The organism is Paenibacillus sp. FSL H7-0690, assembly GCF_037980415.1.
GTDB lineage: Bacteria > Bacillota > Bacilli > Paenibacillales > Paenibacillaceae > Paenibacillus_AQ > Paenibacillus_AQ odorifer.
Genome location: NZ_CP150281.1, coordinates 1834141 through 1858870, shown reverse-complemented (window position 1 = coordinate 1858870; position 24730 = coordinate 1834141). Strand labels below are relative to the sequence as shown.

The 24730-nt window shown below is 43.4% G+C and carries 22 protein-coding genes; 5 read left to right on the top strand and 17 right to left on the bottom strand.

Going from position 1 to position 24730, the window contains the following annotated elements; all coding sequences use genetic code 11:
• Positions 1–46: 46 nt before the first annotated feature.
• The 9 genes from MHI32_RS08130 to alaS form a co-directional block, all read right to left on the bottom strand.
• Positions 47–2233: a methyl-accepting chemotaxis protein gene (locus MHI32_RS08130; protein ID WP_248547696.1), complete on the bottom strand. Its 2187-nt coding sequence runs from the start codon at positions 2231–2233 to the stop codon at positions 47–49.
• Between the two features lie 319 nt (positions 2234–2552).
• A complete protein-coding gene (locus MHI32_RS08125; protein ID WP_036675585.1) occupies positions 2553–3884 on the bottom strand; it encodes a U32 family peptidase in 1332 nt (443 codons plus the stop codon).
• Between the two features lie 99 nt (positions 3885–3983).
• Positions 3984–4916, bottom strand: a complete 933-nt coding sequence (locus MHI32_RS08120) for a peptidase U32 family protein (protein WP_076126299.1) — start codon at positions 4914–4916, stop codon at positions 3984–3986.
• Positions 4917–4972: 56 nt separating this feature from the next.
• Entirely contained in the window at positions 4973–6022 is a 1050-nt protein-coding gene (gene mltG, locus MHI32_RS08115) for an endolytic transglycosylase MltG (RefSeq protein ID WP_248547697.1), read from the bottom strand.
• A 172-nt stretch (positions 6023–6194) separates the two neighbouring features.
• On the bottom strand, positions 6195–6503 hold the full coding sequence (locus MHI32_RS08110; protein WP_076104918.1) for a DUF1292 domain-containing protein: 309 nt from the start codon (positions 6501–6503) through the stop codon (positions 6195–6197).
• Complete coding sequence (locus MHI32_RS08105) at positions 6496–6804, bottom strand: DUF1292 domain-containing protein (RefSeq protein ID WP_038569507.1); 309 nt, start codon at positions 6802–6804, stop codon at positions 6496–6498. The genes MHI32_RS08110 and MHI32_RS08105 overlap by 8 nt, the downstream gene beginning before the upstream one ends.
• 13 nt (positions 6805–6817) lie before the next feature.
• Positions 6818–7237: a Holliday junction resolvase RuvX gene (gene ruvX, locus MHI32_RS08100; RefSeq protein WP_036675598.1), complete on the bottom strand. Its 420-nt coding sequence runs from the start codon at positions 7235–7237 to the stop codon at positions 6818–6820.
• Positions 7234–7509 (bottom strand): IreB family regulatory phosphoprotein, encoded by a 276-nt coding sequence (locus tag MHI32_RS08095; RefSeq protein WP_036675601.1) that lies wholly within the window; start codon positions 7507–7509, stop codon positions 7234–7236. The genes ruvX and MHI32_RS08095 overlap by 4 nt, the downstream gene beginning before the upstream one ends.
• Before the next feature lie 314 nt (positions 7510–7823).
• Positions 7824–10457, bottom strand: coding sequence for an alanine--tRNA ligase (gene alaS / locus MHI32_RS08090; protein ID WP_076126297.1), 2634 nt, complete (start codon positions 10455–10457; stop codon positions 7824–7826).
• 520 nt (positions 10458–10977) lie between these two features.
• Here alaS and MHI32_RS08085 point away from each other — a divergent pair.
• Positions 10978–11838: a type II CAAX endopeptidase family protein gene (locus tag MHI32_RS08085; RefSeq protein ID WP_340012138.1), complete on the top strand. Its 861-nt coding sequence runs from the start codon at positions 10978–10980 to the stop codon at positions 11836–11838.
• A gap of 83 nt (positions 11839–11921) precedes the next feature.
• On the opposite strand, the gene MHI32_RS08080 is transcribed toward MHI32_RS08085, so the two are convergent.
• From MHI32_RS08080 to MHI32_RS08060, 5 genes are all read right to left on the bottom strand, one after another.
• Positions 11922–12839 carry a DUF5692 family protein gene (locus MHI32_RS08080; protein ID WP_076192878.1) on the bottom strand — a complete coding sequence of 306 codons (918 nt, stop codon included), beginning with the start codon at positions 12837–12839 and terminating at the stop codon, positions 11922–11924.
• A 294-nt stretch (positions 12840–13133) separates the two neighbouring features.
• The gene (locus MHI32_RS08075; protein WP_076184718.1) at positions 13134–14396 is read right to left on the bottom strand and encodes an FAD-dependent oxidoreductase; all 1263 of its coding nucleotides are present in this window, start codon (positions 14394–14396) and stop codon (positions 13134–13136) included.
• Positions 14397–14399: 3 nt separating this feature from the next.
• Entirely contained in the window at positions 14400–15437 is a 1038-nt protein-coding gene (locus MHI32_RS08070) for a helix-turn-helix domain-containing protein (RefSeq protein WP_076126290.1), read from the bottom strand.
• An 80-nt stretch (positions 15438–15517) separates the two neighbouring features.
• Positions 15518–16264, bottom strand: a complete 747-nt coding sequence (locus MHI32_RS08065; protein WP_305953954.1) for a metallophosphoesterase family protein — start codon at positions 16262–16264, stop codon at positions 15518–15520.
• Positions 16265–16333: 69 nt separating this feature from the next.
• Positions 16334–16855, bottom strand: a complete 522-nt coding sequence (locus tag MHI32_RS08060; protein WP_076134039.1) for a MarR family transcriptional regulator — start codon at positions 16853–16855, stop codon at positions 16334–16336.
• A gap of 217 nt (positions 16856–17072) precedes the next feature.
• Between MHI32_RS08060 and MHI32_RS08055 the strand changes: the two genes are divergently transcribed.
• Positions 17073–18704 carry an MDR family MFS transporter gene (locus MHI32_RS08055; protein WP_076192880.1) on the top strand — a complete coding sequence of 544 codons (1632 nt, stop codon included), beginning with the start codon at positions 17073–17075 and terminating at the stop codon, positions 18702–18704.
• Positions 18705–18778: 74 nt separating this feature from the next.
• Here MHI32_RS08055 and MHI32_RS08050 read toward each other — a convergent pair whose 3' ends face one another.
• Positions 18779–19246: a MarR family transcriptional regulator gene (locus MHI32_RS08050; RefSeq protein WP_076126284.1), complete on the bottom strand. Its 468-nt coding sequence runs from the start codon at positions 19244–19246 to the stop codon at positions 18779–18781.
• Between the two features lie 148 nt (positions 19247–19394).
• On the opposite strand from MHI32_RS08050, the gene MHI32_RS08045 reads away from it, so the two are divergent.
• Positions 19395–20891 (top strand): amidase, encoded by a 1497-nt coding sequence (locus MHI32_RS08045; RefSeq protein ID WP_340012137.1) that lies wholly within the window; start codon positions 19395–19397, stop codon positions 20889–20891.
• Between the two features lie 37 nt (positions 20892–20928).
• On the opposite strand, the gene MHI32_RS08040 is transcribed toward MHI32_RS08045, so the two are convergent.
• Positions 20929–21522, bottom strand: a complete 594-nt coding sequence (locus tag MHI32_RS08040; protein WP_076126280.1) for a TetR/AcrR family transcriptional regulator — start codon at positions 21520–21522, stop codon at positions 20929–20931.
• Between the two features lie 166 nt (positions 21523–21688).
• Here MHI32_RS08040 and MHI32_RS08035 point away from each other — a divergent pair, with 166 nt between their 5' ends.
• Together MHI32_RS08035 and MHI32_RS08030 are read left to right on the top strand one after the other, a co-directional pair.
• On the top strand, positions 21689–22576 hold the full coding sequence (locus tag MHI32_RS08035) for an ABC transporter ATP-binding protein (RefSeq protein WP_076184722.1): 888 nt from the start codon (positions 21689–21691) through the stop codon (positions 22574–22576).
• On the top strand, positions 22573–23385 hold the full coding sequence (locus MHI32_RS08030) for an ABC transporter permease subunit (protein WP_340012136.1): 813 nt from the start codon (positions 22573–22575) through the stop codon (positions 23383–23385). The genes MHI32_RS08035 and MHI32_RS08030 overlap by 4 nt, the downstream gene beginning before the upstream one ends.
• 334 nt (positions 23386–23719) lie before the next feature.
• Here the strand turns inward: MHI32_RS08030 and MHI32_RS08025 are convergent, their stop codons facing one another.
• Positions 23720–24679, bottom strand: coding sequence for a family 43 glycosylhydrolase (locus tag MHI32_RS08025; RefSeq protein ID WP_076126274.1), 960 nt, complete (start codon positions 24677–24679; stop codon positions 23720–23722).
• Positions 24680–24730: the final 51 nt, after the last annotated feature.

Sequence of the window (24730 nt, the reverse complement as noted above, 5' to 3'; positions counted from 1 at the left end):
AGCGGTTTTGTTAGGTAAACAATTTAGAAATTAGTGATGAATCCACTCATTTTATAGTGAATAATGACAGCTTGTCCTTCAATTGACCTGAAGCACTTTCCAGCTTGCCAGATAATGAAACGAGTTGATCACTTACATTTTGCTGTTCATTACTGAGTGAAGCTACTTCTTGGGAAGTTGCTGAAGATTGCTCAGCTACGGCGCTAACGTTCCCCATAGCCTCTGACAACACACCTTGCGAATGATTCAGACTGCTAATCGCTGTCGTCACCGATTCCAGGCTTGTTATGAATTCATCCATCTGTCCTTTTACGGACAGGAAGATATCACTTGTACTCTTCACGGAGCTTACTTGTTCTTTAAACAGTGGTGCTACTTCGGATAATACAGCTTCCGTTTCGTTCATTTCCGCCATGATCTTATCCGTAATTCCAGCAACAAGGGCAATAGATTGTTTCGATTGGTCAGCAAGCTGCCGCACTTCACCCGCAACTACCATGAAGCCCTTACCAGCTTCTCCTGCACGAGCGGCTTCTATTGTCGCATTTAATGATAAAATATTCGTCTGTTGCGTGATACTCTTCATCACATCCAACACCTTAATTACGGAGAATACTGTCTCCTTCAGGTGGTTGACACGTTCGACAAGTGCACTTGTTTTTTCTCCAGTGCGGCTAGTCTGATCCAGCAGGTCAGTTAATTGCTTAGCACCTTGAGCACTAGCTTCACCAACCCCACGTGCTGCTTCATCCATCTCAGTGTTGGCGTATATTACAGTCTGCATTTGCGTAGCTATCACATCTGTAAGCTCATTACCTCGTTCAGCTTCAAGCGCCAGACTGCCTGCCCCACCGGCAATTTCTTCCGTAGCGGCTGCGATTTCCTTCGCAGAAATAGCTGTCTTCCGTGAGGCTTCACCAAGCTCACCAGCGGTCTCCAGCACATCCCGAGCGGTTTCTGTCGTTTGCGATACAAGCTCAGTAATACGCTCCATCATCACGTTAAAGGAAGCTGATAGCTGGCCAATTTCATCTTTAGAGACATATTCTGTACGTACACTTAAATCACCACCTGCACCTTGTACCATAAGATCCTTCAAGCGTGCTAGAGGGCGAGCAATCATACGCACCATCCAGATCCCGATTACTATGGCTAGCAGAGCCGCACCAGCAGCCGCAATAAAAGTAGTCAACAGAATCGGACGTGCTTCTTTTACTAGCTCATCTGTTGGGACTACCCCTGCCAACTTCCAATCCGCCCGGATCATTGGATTAAAGACAGCAAGGATCTCTTTCCCGTTTGTATCCTTCTCATCCAAGCTTTTGTTATCCTTTTTACTTGCCTGAATAAAAGCGAACTCTGAAGGTTTACCATCGTCTTTTGAATCCGAAGAAGCTACTACGGTTCCATCAGGAGTGACAAGTTGAATTCGAGAGCCATCTCCCAGCTGTACACTTGCGAATGATTCCTCCAGCAATGTATTCTTCAACACAAGGATGACTATGTATCCTGTACCTGAGCCCAGGGTTTTGAGAGATCTTGCCATAGCAATATTTTTGTCTCCATCACCTTGAACAGCTGTCGAGAACCATATGTTCTTGGCTGCATCACCATCACCTTTAGAATAGTAGGATTCATAAGATGCAGTGTTGTCGACAATCTTCTTATACCATTCTTGTTCTCTTATGTTATCTAACTTAATGCCGCCACTGCCACTTGTAACAATGTCTTGATCAGGCGACTCCGGGATCAAAGAAACACTAAGAATATTAGAATCCGTTGTAATCTGACTGGACAACTTTTTACTTACTGCGCTTGTAGCTTCAAATTTCTCATAGGAAGATTGTGCAGTCACTAAAGACTTCAAATCTTCTTGCATCTGCGCATCAAAATAAAGCTGTAAAGCCAAGTTCTCGTACTGCTTCAAAGTAATATCTAACTTCTCTGAGGTCTGAATAATAGTCTGACGGTAGGCTTCCGATACGTTGTTCTTAATTGTCTTCTTGGCTTTTGAATAAGATAGCAGTCCAAGTGCCATTACCACAATTACAATTGCACACAAAAATATCAGGAATATCTTCACGCCAACAGATTCCATAGGATTAACTCTTTTGATCTGTCCCCGCAAATCTATCCCATTCTTCAAATTAAACTTAGGTGTCTTAACTGCCCCTTCAATCTTGCTTGTTTCCTTGTTTCCTGTGATCGCCGATTTCTTATTCTTTTTATTCATGCTAAACCTTCTCTCATTATGCTTTTCACTAATACTATCTTGATCAGGATCCCCCATCTTGATCACCTACCCGCTAATATTAGAATACGCATGAAAGCGTTAACCAATATATATATCGGCGTATTAGGTCTTTTTCCTTAGCTTTACGAGACTTTTTTTACAACTTTTAACCTATGTATGTTTAAACATAATAAATAGCTTGCTGCACCTCCTCTCTTGGAGATATTTGTTAATCCCTAATATATATAACTTATTGTTTGCTTTGTCAAAAAGAAAAACAGGGAGGCTCTTGGATGACCAAAGGCTTCCCTGTTTTTTATTAAAACTTCTTCTTACGCATCATATCAAAGTATGCAACCGGTTGATCTACCTTCATACGAATAGGTTGCAGTGGATGACGGGCAGCATCAAGCGAATTGCCTTTCTCATCCCATATTTCGCCAACCGTTTGCTTGAAGAACGTATCGTTAGGTCCAAAGAATTCTACTTCCTGACCTGGCTTAAAGTGATTGCGCTGTTGAACTAGTGCCGTACCACTTTCAGCATCGTACTCAATTACAAGTCCGGCAAAATCATACGGAGCTGCTTTTTCTTCAGGCTCATAGATATGATCTTCATGATCCGGAGTATCATAGAAGAATCCTGTGTTTAGCGGACGGTTAGCGGCTTTATTAAGCTCATCCAGCCATTCCTGCTTCAATTCATACCCTTCCGGATCTGCCATATAAGCATCAATGGCTTTACGATATGCATTAACGACAGTAGCCACATAGTGGATTGACTTCATTCGCCCTTCGATCTTGAAGCTGTCGATGCCCACTTCAATCAGTTCAGGTATACTTTCCAGCATACACAAATCCTTAGAGCCCATGGAGAAGGGATTATCTCCTTGCTGATGCAGTGGAATCTGAGTTACCCCTGGAAGCAAAGGAGCTGGAGATTTCGCTTCAGCCTGCTCTTCCTCAGACACCCAAGTCCCTTCCGGACGTGCATCCTCAAACAAATCATATTTCCAGCGGCAAGACTGGCAACAGCCCCCGCGATTGGAATCACGGTCGGTGAAATGGTTGGACAATACACAACGACCCGAATACGAGGAACACATTGCACCATGGATGAAGCTTTCGATTTCAATGTCGACATGTTTTTTAATCTCAGCGATCTCTTCCAGGCTTGTCTCACGGCCCAAAACAACACGCGGAAGCCCCTCTTCCTTCCAGAAGGACACCGCTTGCCAGTTCAACGTAGACTGCTGTGTACTCAAATGCACTTCAAGACCAGGCACTAACCGGCGTGCTGTATCTACAATGATTGGATCAGCTACGATAATAGCAGCAATGCCAGCTTCATATAAGTTACGCAGGTATTCTTCAATTCCCGCGACATCTTCATTGTGAGCATAAATGTTTGTTGCAACAAATACCTTAGCGCCATATTTCTTGGCGAATTCAACACCTTCGCGCATTTCCTCGAAGCTGAAATTATCTGCGCCGGAACGCAAGCCGTATTGTTGTCCTCCGATATAAACAGCATCCGCACCATAGTGTACTGCGAACTTCAATTTTTCCAAATTACCAGCCGGAGCGAGGAGCTCCGGTTTGTCCAGACGGTAACGTTTGCCCTTATATTGCGGCTTTGTCATGGTTCCCATTCCTGTTCTCCCCTCCATCGCCCACAAAGCTAAGTCACATGCTATAAATGCTGTACCTAATCTTCGTGGGGACCTATAACCTCTTTATTTTTATCAAACTTAATATACTTGCTCTTTATAGAAAAATCCGAAGCTTAACTCCCGTTCAGGGTCCTGCACCGTTCTGATTACATCCATCCATTCCTCATTGAAGGCATAACCTTCCGGATCAGCCGCATAAAGATCTATAGCTTTACGATAAGTCTTCACAACCGTTACATTATACGCTATCGATTTCAAGAGTCCCTCAATCTTAAGGCTGTGTATACCTGCAGCCATCAGAATATGCAGATCCTCCAAAATACAAATATCATCCGAGCTCATAATATGAGTGCCGTTCTCGTCTTCATAAATCGGGAATTTCTGGTCATCTCGTTCTTCCTCAATCAGAAATAGTCCGCGTTCCTTCCCGAGACTTCCTCCATCACTAGGACGGCCTTGATGTGACATATAGCTTTCAACAAGCTTCCGCTTGGAATGGTATATATTGGTCATTCCATGAACCTGCACCTGTGCCTCAATCTCCAAAAGCGGAACCATTTCCGTCATTTCATCCATATTCAGCTCACGGGCCAGCACAACGCGAGAAGCCCCCTTGCGTCCCCAATAATTCGCGGTCGCATAGTTGGTGGAAGTCATTTCCGCATTCCAGTGCAGTTTCATTGCTGGCGCTTCTTTCTTCACTGTGGTTAACACTGCTGGATCCCCGAATTCAACACCATCAATGCCAAGCTCACCTAAAGCCTTCACATAGGCAGGAAGCTCATCCAGCAGACGGTTGGACATCAGCCCACCCAAGCTTGCATACACTTTGCAGCCTCGCGAATGTGCCATTTCTACGACAGTCGCTGTATCCTCCAGAGAGAAATGTCCAGCAAGCCGCATCCCGAAACGGTCATCCCCAATGAGCAACGCATCTGCTCCGGCATCCAGCAGAGCAGCAGCTTCCTCCAAGGACGCTGCCGTCACCAGCAATTCAGGTTTGTTAGTCATGTTGTACCTCCTACTTGTACAGTTATTTCAACCGCACCACTCTTCATTTTAATAGTTTATTTCGATTCTTGCTTACTTTTTTCGATATTGGCTAAATGTTCCTTGTAGGTCTTAGCAAATAAATGGCCCTGTGTACCATCTTTTTTGGTCACATAGAAGTAATATTCAGAAGCTTCTGGTTCGAGTGCCGCTTGAATGGACTCCAGCCCCGGATTACTAATAGGTCCCGGAGGAAGTCCAATATTCTTATACGTATTATATGGACTATCAACTTCCAAATCTTTATACAAAAGTCTTTCCTTCTGCTTATTGAGTAAATATTGAACGGTAGCGTCGATCTCCAGCTTCTGCTCTTTCTTTAGGCGGTTATAAATAACACCAGCCACAAGCGGACGTTCACTATCCACCACAACTTCCCGCTCAACCAGCGAGGCTACGGTCAACAGTTCATGCAGAGACAATCCACGCGTTTCTAGCTTTTGCTGCCAGTTAGGAATCGTATCTAGCTTCTTCTGGAACTGATCCAAAAGCGCTTCTACAACTTCCTGGGGCGTGCTATCTTTGGCCAGTTCATAGGTTTCGGGGAATAAATATCCTTCAAGACGGTGGCGTAGATTCTTATCCTGCGGGATACCCAGAATATCAATCCCCTTCAAACCTGCACCAGTATCCATAATTTCAAGAAAAGTAGCCGCATCCTGATTCCAGGCTTCAGCGAGCTTCTTAGCGATCTGCTCAGCAGTATATCCTTCGGGGATAGTAAAGACCACAGTTTCTTCCTTAACTACATCACCTGCATTTAATCTTGCAATGAGTTCATCATAGCTGTCACCGGGCTTAGCGATATAAGTACCTGCTTTGAAGCTAGAGCCTTCTTTAGTCCATTTCAAATATCCCTTAAAAAAAAGACTCTTACGGATAATGCCATTCTGCTCAAGCAGATCAGCAATCTCCGCACTTCCCATGCCCTTCTCTATCGTAAATGTTACAGCAGGACCTGCAGGCTCTACCGGCTGCATCCCGTTCCAAATGTACCATGCGCCCCCACCTCCTGCTGCTACCAGCAAAAGAATAATGATTAACACAGTACGGATTGCGGATTTCAAGTCTGGTTCCTCACTTTCCGACTATAAAGTATAAAAGTGTATTGCCTAAAATTCAATATATATTTCCTTAGATTGATGTATATAGGATATTGCTCGCATTTCAAGCAAAAAGAGCGCGGAATTCTCCGCCCTCTTCCGTGCCCATCATAAATGTAACGTACATGTTTAAGTTTTATTCAGCGCCATCTGCTGGAAAAGTCATCTCATCGTATAGCTCAGAGATGTCTTCCCACTCTTCATCGTCCATAATGCTCTCCAATTCCGGAAGTCCGTCAGAAGAGACAACGATACGCAGGATCTCATACTCCACGTCTTTGCCAGAGCCTTTCAGCACTGCATATCCGCGATCACCGACTTCAAATTCGGCGATAATATCGTAAATGGAAGATTTGCCTTGCTCATCTTCCAGTTCTACAGTTTCTCCGTAGGCTTCTTTAAGCCGTGAAGTCCATACCGCTTGATCAGCGGATATCTCAGTCATTCTCCGATCCTCCGTCCAACTCGTCGACCAGTGTGTTGAAAGTCTCTTCGACAATCGCCCACTCCTCGTCATTATCGATCATGAACAATTGAAGATCGTCGCCTTCTTCCACATAACGGAACGCGTATACCTCATCGGTTTCCTCGTCCTCGGAGTCTAGCGGAACCACCATCATATACTTAGCGTCCGAGCCATCAACCTCAAACTTCATAATGACCTCGAATTCCTCTTCATTACCTTCCTCATCGGGAATATAGATAATTTCCGGTTCTTCCTCTTGGCCAATCTGTTCGTTTGTCATATCCTCGCACCCCTCACCTTTTACTGTTAGCATCCAAAAAATTTTGCAAAATCAGGGCTGCAGCCATTTTATCCACAATCCCCTTGCGTTTCTTCCGGCTGACGTCCCCTTCTATCAGCACCCGCTCTGCGGATACCGTCGTCAGACGCTCATCCCAAAGGTGTACGGGCATTTCTAACTCTTCCCGTAGCTTATCAGCGAACTCTATACAGATTTCGCCCCGGGGTCCTACTGAGCCGTTCATATTCTTCGGTAGACCAACTACAATCTCTCCAATTTCGTGCTCTGCAACAAGTTCACGAATGCGTTCGAACTCATTACCCGTACCTCGGCGCTCAATCGTTTCAAGAGCTTGTGCCGTCCAGCCAAAAACATCACTTGTGGCTACACCGATTCTACGGTCGCCGTAATCTAAACCTAACTTCTTCTTCATTTCGGATTGTCCACCCTGTGATTGACGAGATAGAATCTAACCAGCTCTTCAATCAGCTCATCACGTTCTTTTCTCCGGACCAAACTTCTCGCATTGTTATGGCGCGGAATGTAAGCCGGATCTCCGGAAAGAAGATACCCTACGATCTGATTGATCGGATGATACTCTTTCTCCACCAGTGCATCGTATACTGCTAGCAATATTTCCTGGGGAGAAGCTTCCTTTTCGTCGCCCTTCACATTGAATTTGACCGTTTTGTCCATGGAGTCCATTTGTGACACCTTCCTTCTGCAAAATCGCCTTTTGGGACGGCTTCGCAAAGTTGCTACTGTGCAGCTCGCTTGCTTCCTTTATCATAACATATTCATGCCCCAACGAGGAAATCCTGCCCGTTATTAACGCTTTTTTTGGCATTTTCTCTACAAAAATTATGATATTTTTGGCTTTTAAGCTATTGTCAAGCACAATTATTCATGAATATCTAACATCCTGCTAATAAAGAGTAGCGGTACTGATATCAAACTCTCAGTACCGCTATGTTTTCTCGTAATACGTTTAGTTAGAGAAATGGTTTCGTAATTTTAACTTAGGCTAAGGAAGCTACCAATTCTTCAGCCTTTGCCAATGCTTCGTTTAGCTTAGAAGCATCTTTACCACCGGCTTGCGCCATATCTGGACGCCCACCGCCACCACCGCCGCAAACCGCTGCAATTTCTTTAACGAGTTTACCAGCGTGGAAACCTTTCTTCACCAGGTCTTGCGGTACAGATACTACAAAGTTCACCTTATCATCCATCGCCGCACCTAATACAAGCACTGCATCCGGAAGCTTGGATTTCAATTCATCCGCTGTGGAACGCAAAGCATCCATATTGCCTGCTTGAACAGCAACAGCCAGGAGCTGCGTACCTGCGCCAACTGTCTTCACACTGCTTGTTAGTTCAGCAGCAAAAGTAGCACTCAGCTTGGATTGCAAGGACTCATTCTCACGCGAAAGCTCACGCACCTGGTTATGCAGCGCTTCGATCCGTTTCGGAACGTCATTCAGAGAAGACTTAAGAAGGCCTGCTGATTGTTTGAGCAAATCTAGCTGACTTTCAGTGAACTGGTAAGCGTAACGTCCGGTAACCGCTTCGATGCGGCGCACTCCGGAACCAATGCCACTTTCGCTAAGCAGCTTGAAAATTCCGATTTGCGACGTGTTGGATACATGACAACCACCGCAAAGCTCAAGGCTGTAATCACCCACTTGAACGACACGGACGATATTACCGTATTTTTCACCAAAGAGTGCCATTGCTCCCATTGCTTTAGCTTCATCAATCGGCTTGTTCTCAATCACTACATCTAGACCGCGCCAGATTTGTGCATTTACGCGATGTTCGATATCGCTCAATTCTTCTGGAGTAATCGCTCCAAAATGGGAGAAGTCAAACCGCAAACGAGCACCTTCCACTAAAGATCCCGCTTGATTAACATGCCCGCCAAGAACTTCTTTAAGCGCTTTGTGCAATAAATGGGTAGCTGTGTGGTTCTTCACGATATCTTCACGCTCCGCACGATCCACTTCCGCGCGAACGGATTCGCCCACTTTCAATTCTCCCGCTTCCACAGTTACCAAATGTACGTGTTGGCCGTGTGGAGCTTTAAAGAGTCCTTTTACCTTAGCTGTAACTGAACCCCCAGTAAGCACACCCGTGTCACTTACTTGTCCGCCGCTCTCAGCATAGAACGGTGTTGTATCAAGAATAACTTGGCATTCTGCGCCTTCACCGGCGACATCTACCAATTCATCACCCACAACAATAGCCAGGATTTTCGACTCTGTTACCGAGTCATTATATCCAACAAATTCACTTTTAACCGTCAGGTCTGCTAGTGCGCCTCCCTGGATCTTCATGCTGCCGCCATCATGACGTGCAGCTCTCGCACGGTCCCGTTGCTCCTGCATAGCCGCATCAAAACCTTCTCGGTCTACAGTTAAACCTTGCTCCGCTGCGAAATCTTCGGTCAGGTCAAATGGGAACCCATAAGTATCATATAACTTAAATGCATCGGCTCCAGCAATATTGCTGAGACCCTCTGCTTTTGCTTTAGCACTGATCTCACCCAAAATAGCCAATCCGTCAGACAATGTTTCGTGGAAACGTTCTTCTTCAGTACGAATAATCTTTGCGATATATTCGCGGTTGTCCACAACGGATGGATAGTAGACACCCATAATTTCGCCAACGGTTTCAGTCAGCTCATACAGGAATGGACGATCCAGACCCAAGGTCTTTCCGTACCGAACAGCACGGCGAAGCAAACGGCGGATAATATAACCGCGTCCTTCATTAGAAGGAAGTACTCCATCCCCGACCGCAAAAGTAACGGTACGCACATGGTCAGCGATTACTTTAAGCGCGATATCCTGCTCAACGTTATCTTTATAAGTTACACCCGCGAGCTGTGCTGTCTTTTGAATAATAGGTTGGAACAAATCAGTGTCGAAGTTGGAATCTACATCCTGTAGAATGGATGCAAAACGCTCCAAGCCAGCCCCTGTATCAATGTTTTTATTCGGAAGCGGCGTATAGCTGCCATCCTTGTTATGGTTGAATTGTGAGAACACCAGGTTCCATACTTCTAACCAGCGTTCATTTTCTCCACCTGGATACATTTCCGGATCGCTCATATCACTGCCGTAAGCTTCACCACGGTCATAAAAGATTTCCGAGCAAGGACCGCATGGGCCTTCGCCAATATCCCAGAAATTATCGTCGCCCAGCTTAATGATGCGTTCAGCAGGCAGGCCAACCTTTTCATTCCACAGCTTAAATGCCTCTTCATCCTCTGCGTACACCGTTACGGAAATACGTTCCGGGTCAAAGCCGATCCACTCTTTGCCGGTTAGGAACTCCCAAGCCCATGTGATAGCTTCTTCTTTGAAATAATCGCCGATGGAGAAGTTACCCAGCATCTCGAAAAATGTATGGTGACGGCGTGTCTTACCCACATTCTCGATATCATTGGTACGAATACATTTTTGTGAGTTAGTCAGGCGCGGATTTTCTGGAACCTCCCGGCCATCGAAGTACACTTTCAAAGGTGCCATACCCGCATTAATCCACAGAAGCGAAGGATCGTTGTGAGGAACGAGGGACGCACTTGGTTCAATCTTGTGACCTTTACTTTCAAAAAATTTAAGCCATTTGGAACGAATTTCACTTGCTTTCATCATTTACAGCTCCCGTCTCATCTTTTTACTTCGGCATTTACACCGGAAATTACAAAATACCTAAAAAATAAAAACAAAAAAACGCCCCTGAATAATTCAGGGACGATTAATATCGCGGTACCACCCTGGTTATCGCCTTGACCCCACTAATGGGACAATTGCAGACGATCGCCTTGTCGCGGCTGATAACGGGCGCCCCCGGTGAGCATTGATCTCACACTCCGAAATTAGCTTTCCACCGGCCTGTCTTCAAGGTTCTCACAGCCATTACGAAACGTTTCGTAAAGGAACCTTTTCTCTGATCAAGCCATCCTCCGGTGTACTTCATTTTCATCAACGATTTGTCCGATTTGCATTTTAACATTTCAAGTATAGCCAGTGCCCTTGCTTCTGTCAATCTGGGGATGGGCGAATGTGAAGAATAACACATGATTTTTGTAACAGTAAACTTGGCCTCAAAAAGGATATAGTGAAATCTAAGGTTAATTTGGAATATTTTGTATTGGGAGGACTGCCGTCGATGCTTCACGCCAAGGAGTTCAATCCATCATCGATTTTTGAAGCAAAGCCTACACACTACCTTTTTATAGCGAGCCTCATTTTTATTCATATTATCTGTACTCTTACGGTTAATCTCATCCTTTTTGAGCATGGATATTTAAGTTTTATTGCCAAAAACACAAACCACTGGATCAATGAAACGTTAGCCGCCAATCTAGTTGGGCTTCTCTTAGAAGTAATTATTTTTTTGATTCTGATAGCTAAAGTTTCGCCCCGGGATTTTGGGTTAAAAATAGAAAAATTAAGAGCCGGACTGCTGGGTACCTTTCTGTTTTGGCTCGCTATAAATATAGTAGATTTGTGTATGGTACACCTGAATCACTCAGAGCTAACACTTAACAATGCTATCTTCAGCCATTCAAATTTAGTTTTCGGTGAAATTCTAGGTCAAATCTTCGGAAATGCTTTATTGGAAGAAATCTTATTTCGCGGCTTCCTGCTCGTTCAAATCTATCTATGCTTAAAAAAAATCAACAACAAAACTACACGGATGATCTCTGCAATGCTAATTTCACAATCGATCTTTGCCGCCATACATATCCCAAACCGGATTTACTCAGGATTAGTTGGAATGGAGTTTGTTTATGATTTTATCATGCTTCTAATTCTAGGAATTATATTCGCTCTACTCTATATCTTAACCCGAAATTTAGTTTTCGTGATCGGCGTTCACTCATTAATGAATATTCAGATAGTGTTTTGGAACAGCAATTTCACATATACGGCAACTTTATTATGTGTCTTATTACTGACTTGTCTTTTGCTTTGTATAAAAAGGAAAACATTTCGTGCGCAGCAACGGGCGGATATGGGGCTCTGATAATTAGAACTTTAATTATTCACAAAAAGAAGTTCCCCCTTTAAGCAGGAGGAACTTCTATCACTATTACTATAATGTCTCTATTAATTCGCACCCTCTGCAATAGCTTTATAAGCAGCTAAATCCGTATAAACTTCCGCTTTAAGCGGATTGCGTTTATGCTTGATGATTTTATAGAAATGATAACCAAACACTGCAATATTAGCAGCTAAAGATAATGCACTTACTATCCACAGAGCGGTTTCACTATGAGAGGATTGTACAGAGAACTTTGACTCGCCAACAAACGCCGGGAACGACATCGTAAACATCATCCAAATCGCCAAAGTCTGTGCACGATGCTGCAGCCATGCCCCTTTTTTAAAGAAGAACGCCGGGATGGTACAAGAGATCAACAATGCTGCACCTGCATAGAAGGAATGGTCAGAAACTGCATTATATACATAGGCAAAGTTCCAAATGTCATAAGCAATGATCCAGAACCAAAGCTGGTCAGGCCACAACATATCTTTACTCTTATCTTTACTGATCACAATACCCATCCAACCAGAAATCGTAATAATGTTCAGAATACCTGCGATCCCGTTCATAATGTTCCAAGGACCACCTACCATCATTACGCCATCCACCATACCTTGCAAGCTGTACACTTGGAAATCACGAATAACTGCTTCAAGAATGTTAACTGCAAGGATAATAGCCGGGAACATTAATATATATTTATTTTTGTCCCATCCTTTAACATAACGGATAGCCATAAACCCTATACATCCTGCCAAAGCAGAATATACTTTTACCCAGTGAAACCATGTTCCAGTACTGGAACCTTCTCCTGCCGTATTTGGCCAAACCGCTATGGTAAGAACAATAGGGACAACTATAAAAAGAATGATTGAGAACCACTTGCTCTTCCGTGCGATTTCATTTACAAACATTAATCCTGCTAGTACTACTAACCACATTAGCGCAGAGTACCAGGGAATCGATTCGAATAAAAACATGTTTTACTCCTCCTTGTAGGTTGGTGTATGTAATCTGTGTCTCAGGTCCAATATAGCCCATCCCTCTTTAAACGATCAAATCGCTTAAAACGTTGATTTATCAGTGTTTTTTTAGTTTCATTTCAAGTTGAGTTTACACAACCCTAGCACTAGAATTCGCCAAACTTTCTACCTTTCTTCTGAGAAATCTATTAGAATACATGTCTATAGAACTATATACTGCAAACCTAACTTGAATGTAAAAAAACCTTGTCGACAAATTTCTTTGTGGACAAGGTTCCTCATTAATGTTATTCAAAAGAATCGTTCAACCAAGTGTTTCGCGTATATAATACAATTCTCAAGTGTAGGGAAGTTCATGATTTCTCCAGCTAAATAGATATTGTTTTTCCCCTGCATCTGATCAACCCGTTCATAAAATCCCTCATGTAGCGCATTAGAATCCACATGTGGGAAATGCCTCCAACGCTTCATCATATATAGTCGAATGCTCTCTCCGCCCAGCTCGCGAAGTTTATTTTCTACCGTCTCTCGCATTTCCAGATCAGTCATAGCTTCATTCTCTGCTACATAAACCGTAACTAGATCCGTAGTTCCCATATCTGCCCACCGATAGTACCATGCCATCATATGCCCTTTACGTTCAGGGTACATATTCCGGGGGATATAGCCAGAAAGCTCCGGCAACCCCTTCACTCTATACGCATATACCCTAAACCATTCATAGGTTATATTCGCTAATAAAGTTTTGTCCTCACTTGACAGGCTAACTGTATCGCCCATTTGCTCTAAAGCTGCTGTATAAATGACCTTGTCAAAATAAAAGATGTCCTGACTCGTCTCTACTCGAACCTGCCCATCTTGTTCTTGCTCCATAAAAAGCACTTCACAAGTCAGGCGTAGATCGTTTACTTGGTCGGCCATTCGTCTAATCAGCTCAGTAACACCCTTAGGCCAGGTTATCATATGAGTAATTTCAATAAACGACAACAGATTATCATAGCTTAGAAATTTCAGCACATATGCAGCGGGCACATTATGGATACCACCGAATCCAAAAGTATTAAAATAATGCATGTAGACCTGCTCAAGGACAGACAGCTTATTCTCTACACACCACTGCGAAAATGGCTGACATAAATCTGGCGGTAAGTGGAGAAAACCCGGTTCTTGGAGAGACTCATAGCGTTTTAGAATATCCGGTAATCGTTTGAATTCTTGTGTAAACGCCTCTATCTGCTCCATGGGAATTTGTGAAGTTTTTCTCCCATTATTATCAAAAAATCCACGTTCTAACAATGGTCCCCTATCCATAAGATCAAAATCTCTCATAAAATCCATCGTATGTTTATAGGTAGGCAGGCCGATTAGCGTCCCCATTTCATAACTTTTTCCTTTGTACTCAATAGAATGACACTTTCCTCCTACTCTATCCGACTTCTCCATGAGGGTAATGTTGGTATATCCTTTTTTCGCTAATTCATAAGCAGCCGTAACCCCAGAAATCCCTGCACCGATGATTCCAATTCGGTCTTTATTCTTTGTGTTTGTCATCATCCGTTATCTCCTTGTAAATAACCATAATGGCAAAGTTTCTCGTTGTCCCGTATAGGCAAGTGCGACATCCGATGGTATTTTACCTTGATTAGGTCCGTCTGTAATTTGCCTGTTGAAGTTGTAGGTTCTCAAGTATTCATGTAAGCGCTTTTCTAAAATTTCAAAGGAATCTATCGTATCATCTACCCAAGCCTGCTGGTAGAATTCTTTGGTCAACACCGCCGCAAATTGCTGCAAGGGCTGAAATATCTCTGTTTGGTCTACCGTTATAGCGACTTGATTAATATTGTTCTTATGTAAAAATTCACTATATTTATGTTTTCCTCTGTCCCAGTTCGTAATGAATTCACGGCTTTTGTTCGTAACCAGATTATCGATATGAAAATCTAATGTCTTCATCAATGGGAGAACTTTCAGATGCATAAAATCTATAAAATGAATGGTAGATTTCCGATTGTATAGCTTAACTAGACCTAGTCTGGAGTAGGCATCATAAATTACATATTGATATACCTTTCCGACCCTCGGGAAAACTCCCAAATAGCTAATACTCTGCTGACACATATACCCGGGATGAGCATTTATCGGATTCTTCATCTTATAATCTAGTATTTTCCGTTTCTCTTTAAATCCTTTAGTGTGAGTGGATTGTGCGCCGTTCCTCTTCTTTGCTTTGATTTGATTGGCGTAAGCTTCACGTTCTATTCGTTTATTTAGTCCGTTTCGACGTAGTACATTATAAATACCCGATTCCCCGATTTGCATACCTTCATCTTGCAGTTCATAAAAGATGCGTTTAGGCCCATCCTCAGGAAATCTGGCGACGTACTCCAAGATCAATCTTTCCGTTCTCTTATCTACTTTATTAGGCATTACCGGCTTTCTTTTCTTCTCCCCAAGTCCATCCATTCCATGTTGTTGATAAGCTTTAGACCACTTATAATAGATCGTCCGGGAAATGCCAAACTCCTTACAGGTTTCGCTCACATTCTTGCTGATGGCCCCTTGCATGAGGATATGATATTTGTTGTTCGCATTCACCTATTTGCACCCCTCCTATCTTTATTTTATACATAGTTAACGTTTAATTCATTACTATTCTAAAAAAAATGGGAGAACGCTCAAAGCGTCTCACCATTCCGAACAAAATGCGTTATGTATTTCCCTGCGGAAATCTCCAAGCAATTTAGTCGTTGGCCATATGCACAGCCGCCATCTATGCCAATTTTATCTCCCAGTGGACTAAACCAGATTTCTTCTGAATCATGCAGATCCATCGTCGAAGTATGACCGAAAACAACCGTTTTGTTAGTGCTAACTACCGGATTCTTATAAAAGGGTTCTCTAATCCAGATAAAATCATAAGGGTCTTGCTGCTTCCAATCCTCTATTAATGGATTAATGCCTGCATGAACAAAAATATGTTCTTCCGTCTCATGATAAAGCGGCAATGTGCTCAGAAAGTCTATATGATGTCTATAGTCCCGCCTAATTTTTTCTTTTAGCTGCATATAATCCTTCCAGCCAAAATCCTTCTGCAAACCTTCGTAGCCCGCCTCGCAATAACTCATCAGTGTATGAAATCCGCCGTTAGTTAGCCAATGGGTATCCAATTTATCATCTTCGCTGGTGAGCGCATCGCAAGCCATTTTATCGTGATTTCCTTTGAGAACTATCGCTCCACATTCTTGCTGCAGAGTCATCACTTGCTCCACAATTCCTTTACTGTCCAGACCTCTATCCACATAATCTCCCATTAAAATAAGCTTATCCTCCGCCGGGCGATAATTCACTTTTGATAATAGGGCATTGAATTCTACATAACTTCCGTGAATGTCACTAATTGCTAATATTCTGATGATAATCACTCCTTGCTCTAAGATGCAAAAAAAGATGTTCCCGCAGGTCTGCAGGAATATCTTTTGATGTTGGGCTTTCTATACTGAATCTATAACTAATGGCTCCTCATCCGACTGTGGAAAAAAATGACGGCTTCTGACCTCATGCACCGCTTCTTGAAAACGATCGCACAAAAAGATCAGCTGGTCGATCTCTTCCTTACCGACCTTTTGTGTGATTTCACTCAAAATGCCGGAATAGGATGCCATCTGCCTGCTATAAATCTGCTCTCCAAGCTCACTCAGACAGATATATACGACCCGACGATCTGTATCGGATGTTGTACGCACTACGTAACCTTTTTCCTCCAACGTATTTGCCATTTGCGTGGCAGTAGGTCTACTTATCTGGAGCAGGTCACTTAATTTAGAAATCATAACTCCCCGGTGCTGTTTGTCACCTTCAGCCGCTTTCTTTTGCTTCATAACAGTGTGAATGACGTACATCATAACAAACTCTCTATACGATACTACATCAATCGAGTAGGGGCGAGCAGTCAGACGCTTTATATTTTCAAGGGCTATGATCAGCTTCTGCTCTTGATTGTCATGGGTATCCATAGGGCACCTCCAATATACCTCAATCTAATTAGATTACTTACCTATTCCCAAAAAATCAAGTCAAATTCAAATTCTCTTTAAATTAAAATTTAATAATTAACCTGTTGTGCTAATTGATGAATTTGTGTATTATACATAAATGATAGTTTGGCTACCTAATTATTACGACATGAATTCCCAAACTACAATATATAGAAGTTAAAGGAGAGGAACTGCTCTGGAGCATCTCACTCAGAAAAAGAAAGTTACAATTATGATTGCTTTAATGGCGGCTATGTTTTTCGCAGCAATCAACCAGACGATTGTGGGCACAGCAATGCCCCGAATTATTGCGATGCTTGGAGGTATTGAACATTATACCTGGGTAATTACCATCTATATGCTCACCTCAACCATCGCTACCGTACTTGTCGGTAAGTTATCCGATATTTACGGAAGAAAGCCCTTCCTGTTATCAGGGATTGTCATTTTTATTATAGGTGCTTTCCTATCCGGATTGTCGACCAACATTTTTCAAATGATCACTTATCGCGGGATTCAAGGTCTAGGCGGCGGGATTCTAATGTCGGCTACCGTAACCGCTGTAGGTGATTTGTTCGCTCCAAGAGAGAGAGCCAAGTGGACTGGAATTATGATGGCGATATTTGGTTTCTCCAGTGTAATTGGTCCTACCCTTGGCGGATTCATGGTAGATCACATGGCTTGGAAATGGATCTTCTGGATCTTCTTACCTTTCGGGATCGTGGCCTTCTTTATGATTTTGAAAATGTTCCCTAAAACCACGCGTTCTACATCTGAGTCCATCGACTACTTAGGCTCCATTTTCCTTTCCCTGACCATTGTTGCGCTCTTGCTCGGCTTTTCATGGGCAGGAACAAAATATGACTGGGGTTCTCCGGAGATTCTCGGCTTGTTTGGGGCTTCCATTCTGGGTCTGATTATCCTGATTCTGATTGAACGTAAAGCTAAAAGCCCAGTATTGCCATTATCCTTATTTAAAAATTCCATCGTATCCATCTCAATGATTGTCGGCTTCCTGATGAATGCCGGTATGATGGGCGCAATGATCTACCTGCCTTTCTTCGTGCAAGGGGTAGAGGGCGTCTCCCCAACTAAATCTGGTTTCATCAATATGCCAATGTCACTTACTATGATTGTACTAAGTACTTTAGTGGGAAGATGGATCTCCAAAACAGGAAAATATAAACGTTATGCTCTAATGGGGATGCCATTCATGGTTGTAGCCATGATATTAATGGCCTTTATGAGTAACATTGCTACGGCTGTAGTCAGCATGATTATCTTCGGGGTTGGGTTAGGACTATCAATGCCTGTATTTACTCTAACCGTACAAAATGCTGTAGCGCCTTCAATGCTAGGTGTTGCTACTGCTACAAATACTTTATTCCGTAATTTAGGTGGAACCATAGGTATTGCCATCATGGGTACCATTATGAACTCCTCATTAACGAAAAAATTAGAGGCAGCGGTGTCCTCTGGCAAAGGTCCGGATTTATCCAAACTTGATCCTGAATCCGCTAAACAGCTTTCTGCCTTTATGAATCCTCAAATGCTGCTAGATCAGCCTAAGCTTAAAGAATTGCATGCAACACTGCCAGAGCAAATCCAGCCGCTCTTCAATCAATTGATTGAGATGCTGCGGAACGCACTAAGCGATTCCCTGACAGTTGTGTTCTTAAGTGGTACGGCGCTGTTAGTTATCGCAGCACTGCTCGTTCTGTTCCTTAAAGAGATTCCATTACGTAGTGGAGAGAAAAAAATGGAGACACACGCAGAGGATAAAAACGGGAGTAAAAAACTCGAAAAATCTGTGCCTGCTGCACATTAATCACAAATAACCTTACATTAGAGATGTCCGTAAACAGCTTAGGCTGTGCGGCATCTCTTTTTTTTTAAGAAGGGCTAGGATTCGTTTGGTTGATCGTTCAATTCTTCGAAGTAAACATAGACTCCGTTTAACAGCTCCATTAACGTATCCGTCTGTTCTTTGCCCATGTAATCAATCATACCTTTAAAGGTATTCCGGGATTTCGTTACAGCCATCTCAGCCAGATGCTCCCCTTTTTCCGTAAGCGTGATCTCGCTAACTCGGCGATCCTGTGCATCAGAAGTACGCACCACATATCCTTGTGCAATCAGACTATTGAGCATTTGGGTAACCGTAGGAGAGGTGACTTTCAGAAACTTGCTAATTTCCGAAACCGTCTGTCCCTTCTTCCCTTCCCGTTCTTTACCAAGCTTTAAAGAAACCAACATCCGGACCTCACTTGGCTTCAAGCCCCAAATCGTGGTTTTACGCCAATTCATTCTAGCGAATTGTTGGAAAGCCTCCATTAATCCATCCACATTCTGATATTTCTCTTCGTTCATCAGTACACCCCATAAAATCATTTAACACTAAGTATAGCCTAATATGACGTAAAAAAGAATTGATAGATGTCAGATTACCCATTTTCAAAAAATAACTAATGGGATGTATAATATAATAATCATCCTAAATTGAAAGTGGGTATCTAATTTGTCCTTTTCTTACTCTACCTATGACGCTCTAGGACTTGCTTCACTTGTCAAAGCACGTGAAATTTCACCTGGTGAGCTGGTCGAAGCCGCCTTTGCTCGGTTAGATGAGGTCAATCCGGTCATAAATGCGGTGGTGCGCACCCGTCGTGAAGCTGCTCTTAGAGAAGCCGACGAGATGCCTGTTCAGGATAACACTCGGCCGTTTGCTGGCGTTCCGTTTCTATTAAAAGATATTTCCCAATCTATCGCTGGCGAGCCCATCACTTGTGGGGCTATGCTGATGAAGAACAATGTCGCACGGTGGGATTCAAATTATGTTGCACGAATTAGGAAAGCCGGCTTTATTCCACTTGGCCATACGAATACACCCGAGTTCGGCTTAAAAAACATTACAGAGAATGTCCTCCACGGCCCTGCTCGTAATCCTTGGAATCTCGAATATTCTCCTGGAGGTTCAAGTGGCGGAGCCGCGGCGGCTGTAGCTTCTGGTATCGTTCCAGTAGCGGGAGCCAGTGATGGTGGTGGCTCCATCCGTATTCCCGCCTCATTCACAGGCCTATTCGGACTTAAACCCACGCGCGGGCGCACACCAGTAGGACCCGGAGTCGGCCGTCAATGGCAAGGGGCTTCTATTGATTTTGCCTTAACCCGGTCCGTTCGCGATAGCGCTGCTATGTTAGATCTGCTGCAGGTTGTGCAGCCGGAAGCCGCCTTCCAGACTCCGTTATACCCGGGCGTATATCTGGATGATCTGTTTAAGCCTACGCAACGTAAACTACGAATTGGATTTACAACGGCTTCCCCAGTAGGTACGCCTGTCTCTGAAGAGGCCGTAAATGCTGTTCTCAAAACCGTGAAATGGCTCGAAGCTGAAGGACATGCGGTTGAAGAAATAGAAAGTCCTGTGAATGGCACAAGACTGATGGAGAACTACTATACGATGAATGCCGGAGAGGTAGCAGCGATGTTCGTCTCCCTGGAGAGAAATATGGGACGTTCCATAACTGCTTACGATGTCGATATCATTACGTGGGTCCTTGGTGAGACCGGAAAAAATGTTTCAGCGGCCGAATTCGTACATAGTCTGGATGAATGGGACGTTGCAGCCGCCCAAATGGCGGAACTGTTTAATCATTACGACTTATATATAACACCTACGAATGCAAACTCTGCTCCCAAAATTGGTGAATTAACGCATAAACCTGCAGAGATAGCAAAGCTGCTGCACGTAAACGAATTGCCAAAAGAAGAACAGAGCCACTTAATTTACGAGATGTTTGAGCCAAGCCTAACCTATACACCGTTCACCCAGCTCGCAAATCTGACAGGCCAGCCTGCAATGAGTGTGCCCGTCCATAAGTCAGCAAATGGCCTGCCGCTAGGCGTTCAAGTCATGGCGAACAAAGGCCGTGAAGATTTATTGCTTCAGCTTGCTGCCCAGCTTGAACAATCCGCTCTTTGGGTCGGCATGACTGGAAATCCGCTGTTCACCTGATCAATTAAGGGTGATGCTCTCGCAGCTCAAGCTCCCCTTACTCTTTCCCGCAAATGCCATAGAAGAAAATATGGATGGCTTCCTCGATGAAGGCATCCATATCTTCCTGTTTGCTAGCTTCGTCTAGAAGTTCACCTGCATTACGCATATACATCCCCATTAGTGAAAGTATCCCTTTGGTGGATACTTTATTTGAGATTTCTCCCCGCGCTTTCCCATCTTCGACCATCTTCACCAGCACCGGCAAAATGTCATTCGCATATCGTTCCTCAATATAATGGAACATTTCTTGATCCTCAACCATAAGCTCCTTCACAGTTGCGGGAGATAAGCCGCTGTAAGTTTCCCTCTCCATGGTTAGAATGTAACCAATAATCTCCTTTAGAGAATGCTCTTGATAAATGTAATCTTCAAACTCCTGAATTTCCTTCTGAACAAAGTCCTTAAAAGACTCACTAAGCAGCGCTTCCTTACTGCCAAAATAATTATAAATCGTCACCTGAGAGACCCCTGCTTCTTTCGCAATATCAGCGATCCGTAGACGTTTCGGTTCCCAGTTCTTGAGCATCTCCATGGTAGTTTTCATAATTTTGAGTTTAATCTGTGCTGCTCTCTTCTCAAATCCATTCATAGCTTCCACCCTAACTTCGTTATTAAGTAAGCATATTCAAATTTAATGAAATATTCCATTTCAATTATTTCATAATTTTATTGACTTCATTAACCACTAGGAATAATATAACATATGAAATATTTGATTCATAATAGTTCATTATTTTTACGGCGGGGGTGGCAGCATGCTGGTAGTAGAAGGCTTAACTAAACGATTTTCGAATGGCAAAGGAATCGAAGATGTAACATTTACCGTAAATAAAGGCGAGGTTTTTGGATTTCTGGGTCCTAACGGTGCGGGTAAATCGACGACCATACGGCATATCATGGGTTTTATGAAACCAGATCAAGGGCATGCGAGTATCCATGGGCTTGATGTATGGAAGGCACAAGGGACAGTCCAGAAGCATATTGGCTACTTACCCGGTGAAATCAACTTTTTTGATGGGATGACGGGTCTTTCTTTCCTTAAATTTATCTCAGCCATGCAGGGAATCAAAAATACTACCAAACGCGAGCAGCTGATTGAACGTTTGCAATTTGATGCCACCACTCCGATCCGAAAAATGTCAAAGGGAATGAAGCAAAAGGTCGGAATCGTCGCTGCTTTTATGCACAGTCCTGACGTTATTATTCTGGATGAACCTACCTCGGGTCTCGACCCGCTCATGCAAAAGGTATTTATTGATCTGGTACTGGAGGAAAAATCAGCCGGAACCACCTTTCTCATGTCCTCACACAGCTTTCAAGAAATTGAACGCACCTGTGACCGCGCCGCAATTATTAAAGACGGACGGATTATCACCGTAAAAAATATTCATGAACTGCAATCGATGCAACGGAAGCTGTTTGAGGTCATTTTTGCGAATAGTGAAGATGCAGTGAATTTTGCCGCCTCCGGCCTACAAGTGGAAGCTCACGAGGGAAATAGGGTCCGCATAGCTGTGCAGGGCAATTATGACCGATTCATCCGGGAAACTGGAAAATACAATGTCCGCAGCATCGACGTATTCACGCAGAATCTGGAGGACATCTTCATGGACTATTATGACCGCGAGGGGGCAGTGCAATGAATCTTCCGCTCTATAAGGAAATGATGCGAGTGAACCTGAAAGGAATATTGAATTACGCCTTTGGTTCTGCCTTCTATATTCTGTTTATGATCTGGCTTTATCCTGGGATTGCGGGGAGCACACAAGCAATTGATGACCTTATTAAGGCGATGCCAGAGGGTGTGGGTAAAGCCTTTGGGCTAAATAGCGGTTTTACTAGTGCAGAAGCTTTTATCTCCGGAGAATATTATGGACTTATACTAGTTCTGATTCTTTCCATAGTTTGTGTGCAAATGTCAACGCAGCTTATGGCTCGACTCGTGGATCGCGGTTCCATGGCCTATCTGCTCATAGCCCCAACTACACGGAGAAAAGTCGCTACCACGCAGGCACTTGTTCTCACTACAGCATTACTCTTAATTATGGGTGTAACCACCCTCGCCGGATTATTAGGTAAAGCATGGTTCCTTGGCAGTGAATATGACTTTAACAGTGGTCGCTTCGCTCAGCTGAATACCGTGGCGTTTTTATTATTTTTTGCGGTAGGCGGCCTTACCTTTCTCGTGTCCTCTGTATGTAATGACGAGAAAAAAGCGCTCGGAATTTCCGGCGCCATCGCCTTCGGATTTTTCACTCTGGATCTACTCGGTAAAATAAGCGACAAACTGGAAGGACTGCGTTTCCTAACCTTATTCTCCTTCTATCAACCCGGGGAAATCGTTCAGGGCAACGTGGAGATTATTCAGGCCTCCAGTTGGCTGCTGTTGATCGGAGTGTTCACCTTTTCCTTGGGAGTAGAGCTGTTCAGAAGACGGGAGCTTCCATTATAAGAGTACCTCATTTGATAAACTCGCTTTTACGCATTCCCGAAGCAACTATCGGACACCGTTGACCTTAAATGCAACTTTATCACAAATTTGTGTACCTAACGGACCCTAAAGTCGTTATTGGCTTGAAGAACAGCAAAAATGAACCTTTTCTAAAGGAATAGCTGCACTGGGGTCCGCAACCTTGCTCAAATGTCCAAAAATTTGCAAATAGCGTCAGCTGAGTCCTTAAGCCTCAGGAGGGTTATAACTATGACTCTTATAAAAAACAACAGAGCAGTGTTTCTCCACCTCTGGGAGAATCATTGCTCTGTTGTTTTATGCGACAAATCCCTTTTTATTTCGTATCCGGTCTAGGTACACCAAAGTTTGGCGTTCCGTCTTCATTCCACTGGATTACTTGCACACGTGCGTGACGATTCGGATCGTAAAGCGGATCACCGACAATTTCCTTATAGCTTCTAGCATGGAAAACAAGGATATCCTGTGTGCCATCCTCAGAGACAGTGAAGCTATTATGTCCCGGACCATATTGGCCGTTTTCCTCAGAAGTCGTAAACACAGGTTCAGGTGTCTTGACCCATGATTTTGGATCCATCAAATCACTATTCTCATCAGCAGTCAACAATCCCATACAATAGTTGTGATCTGTTGCACTAGCTGAGAAAGTCATGAAAATGCGTCCATTACGCTTAAGGATTGCCGCGCCTTCATTCACCAAAAATCCGATTTTTTCCCAATCGTATTCAGGAGTGGTGATGCACACCTGCTCGCCTTTTAGTGTCCAAGGATTCTCCATTTCGGAAATATAAATATTTGAATTGCCAGGGATAGCAGGATCTTTTTGTGCCCAAACGTAATATCTAACTCCTTTATGCTCAAAAGTTGTTGCATCCAAGGCAAAAGATTCCCATTTTGTTTTTATTTGACCCTTTTCCACCCATTCACCCTCTAAAGGATTTGCGGATGAGTTTTCTAGTGCAAACATGCGATGATCAAATAAACCATCTTTCGTATCAGAGGTATGTGCAGCTGCATAATACACGTACCATTTTCCATCAATATAATGAATCTCTGGCGCCCAGATATTAGCACTCATCAAACCCGTTTCATGCTTAACCCAAATGGTCTTTCCATCAGCCTCAGCCAATCCTTGAATAGATTCAGAACGGCGAAGCTCAATTCTATCGAACTCCGGAACTGAAGCTATGAAATAGTAGTACCCGTCAGTATGTTTATAGATCCAAGGATCTGCTCGTTGCTCAACTAGTGGATTTTTCACATTAAATTCTCTCACAATGACAACTCCTATATTTATCTCTTTTTTTATATTTGCAGGTCACCAAAA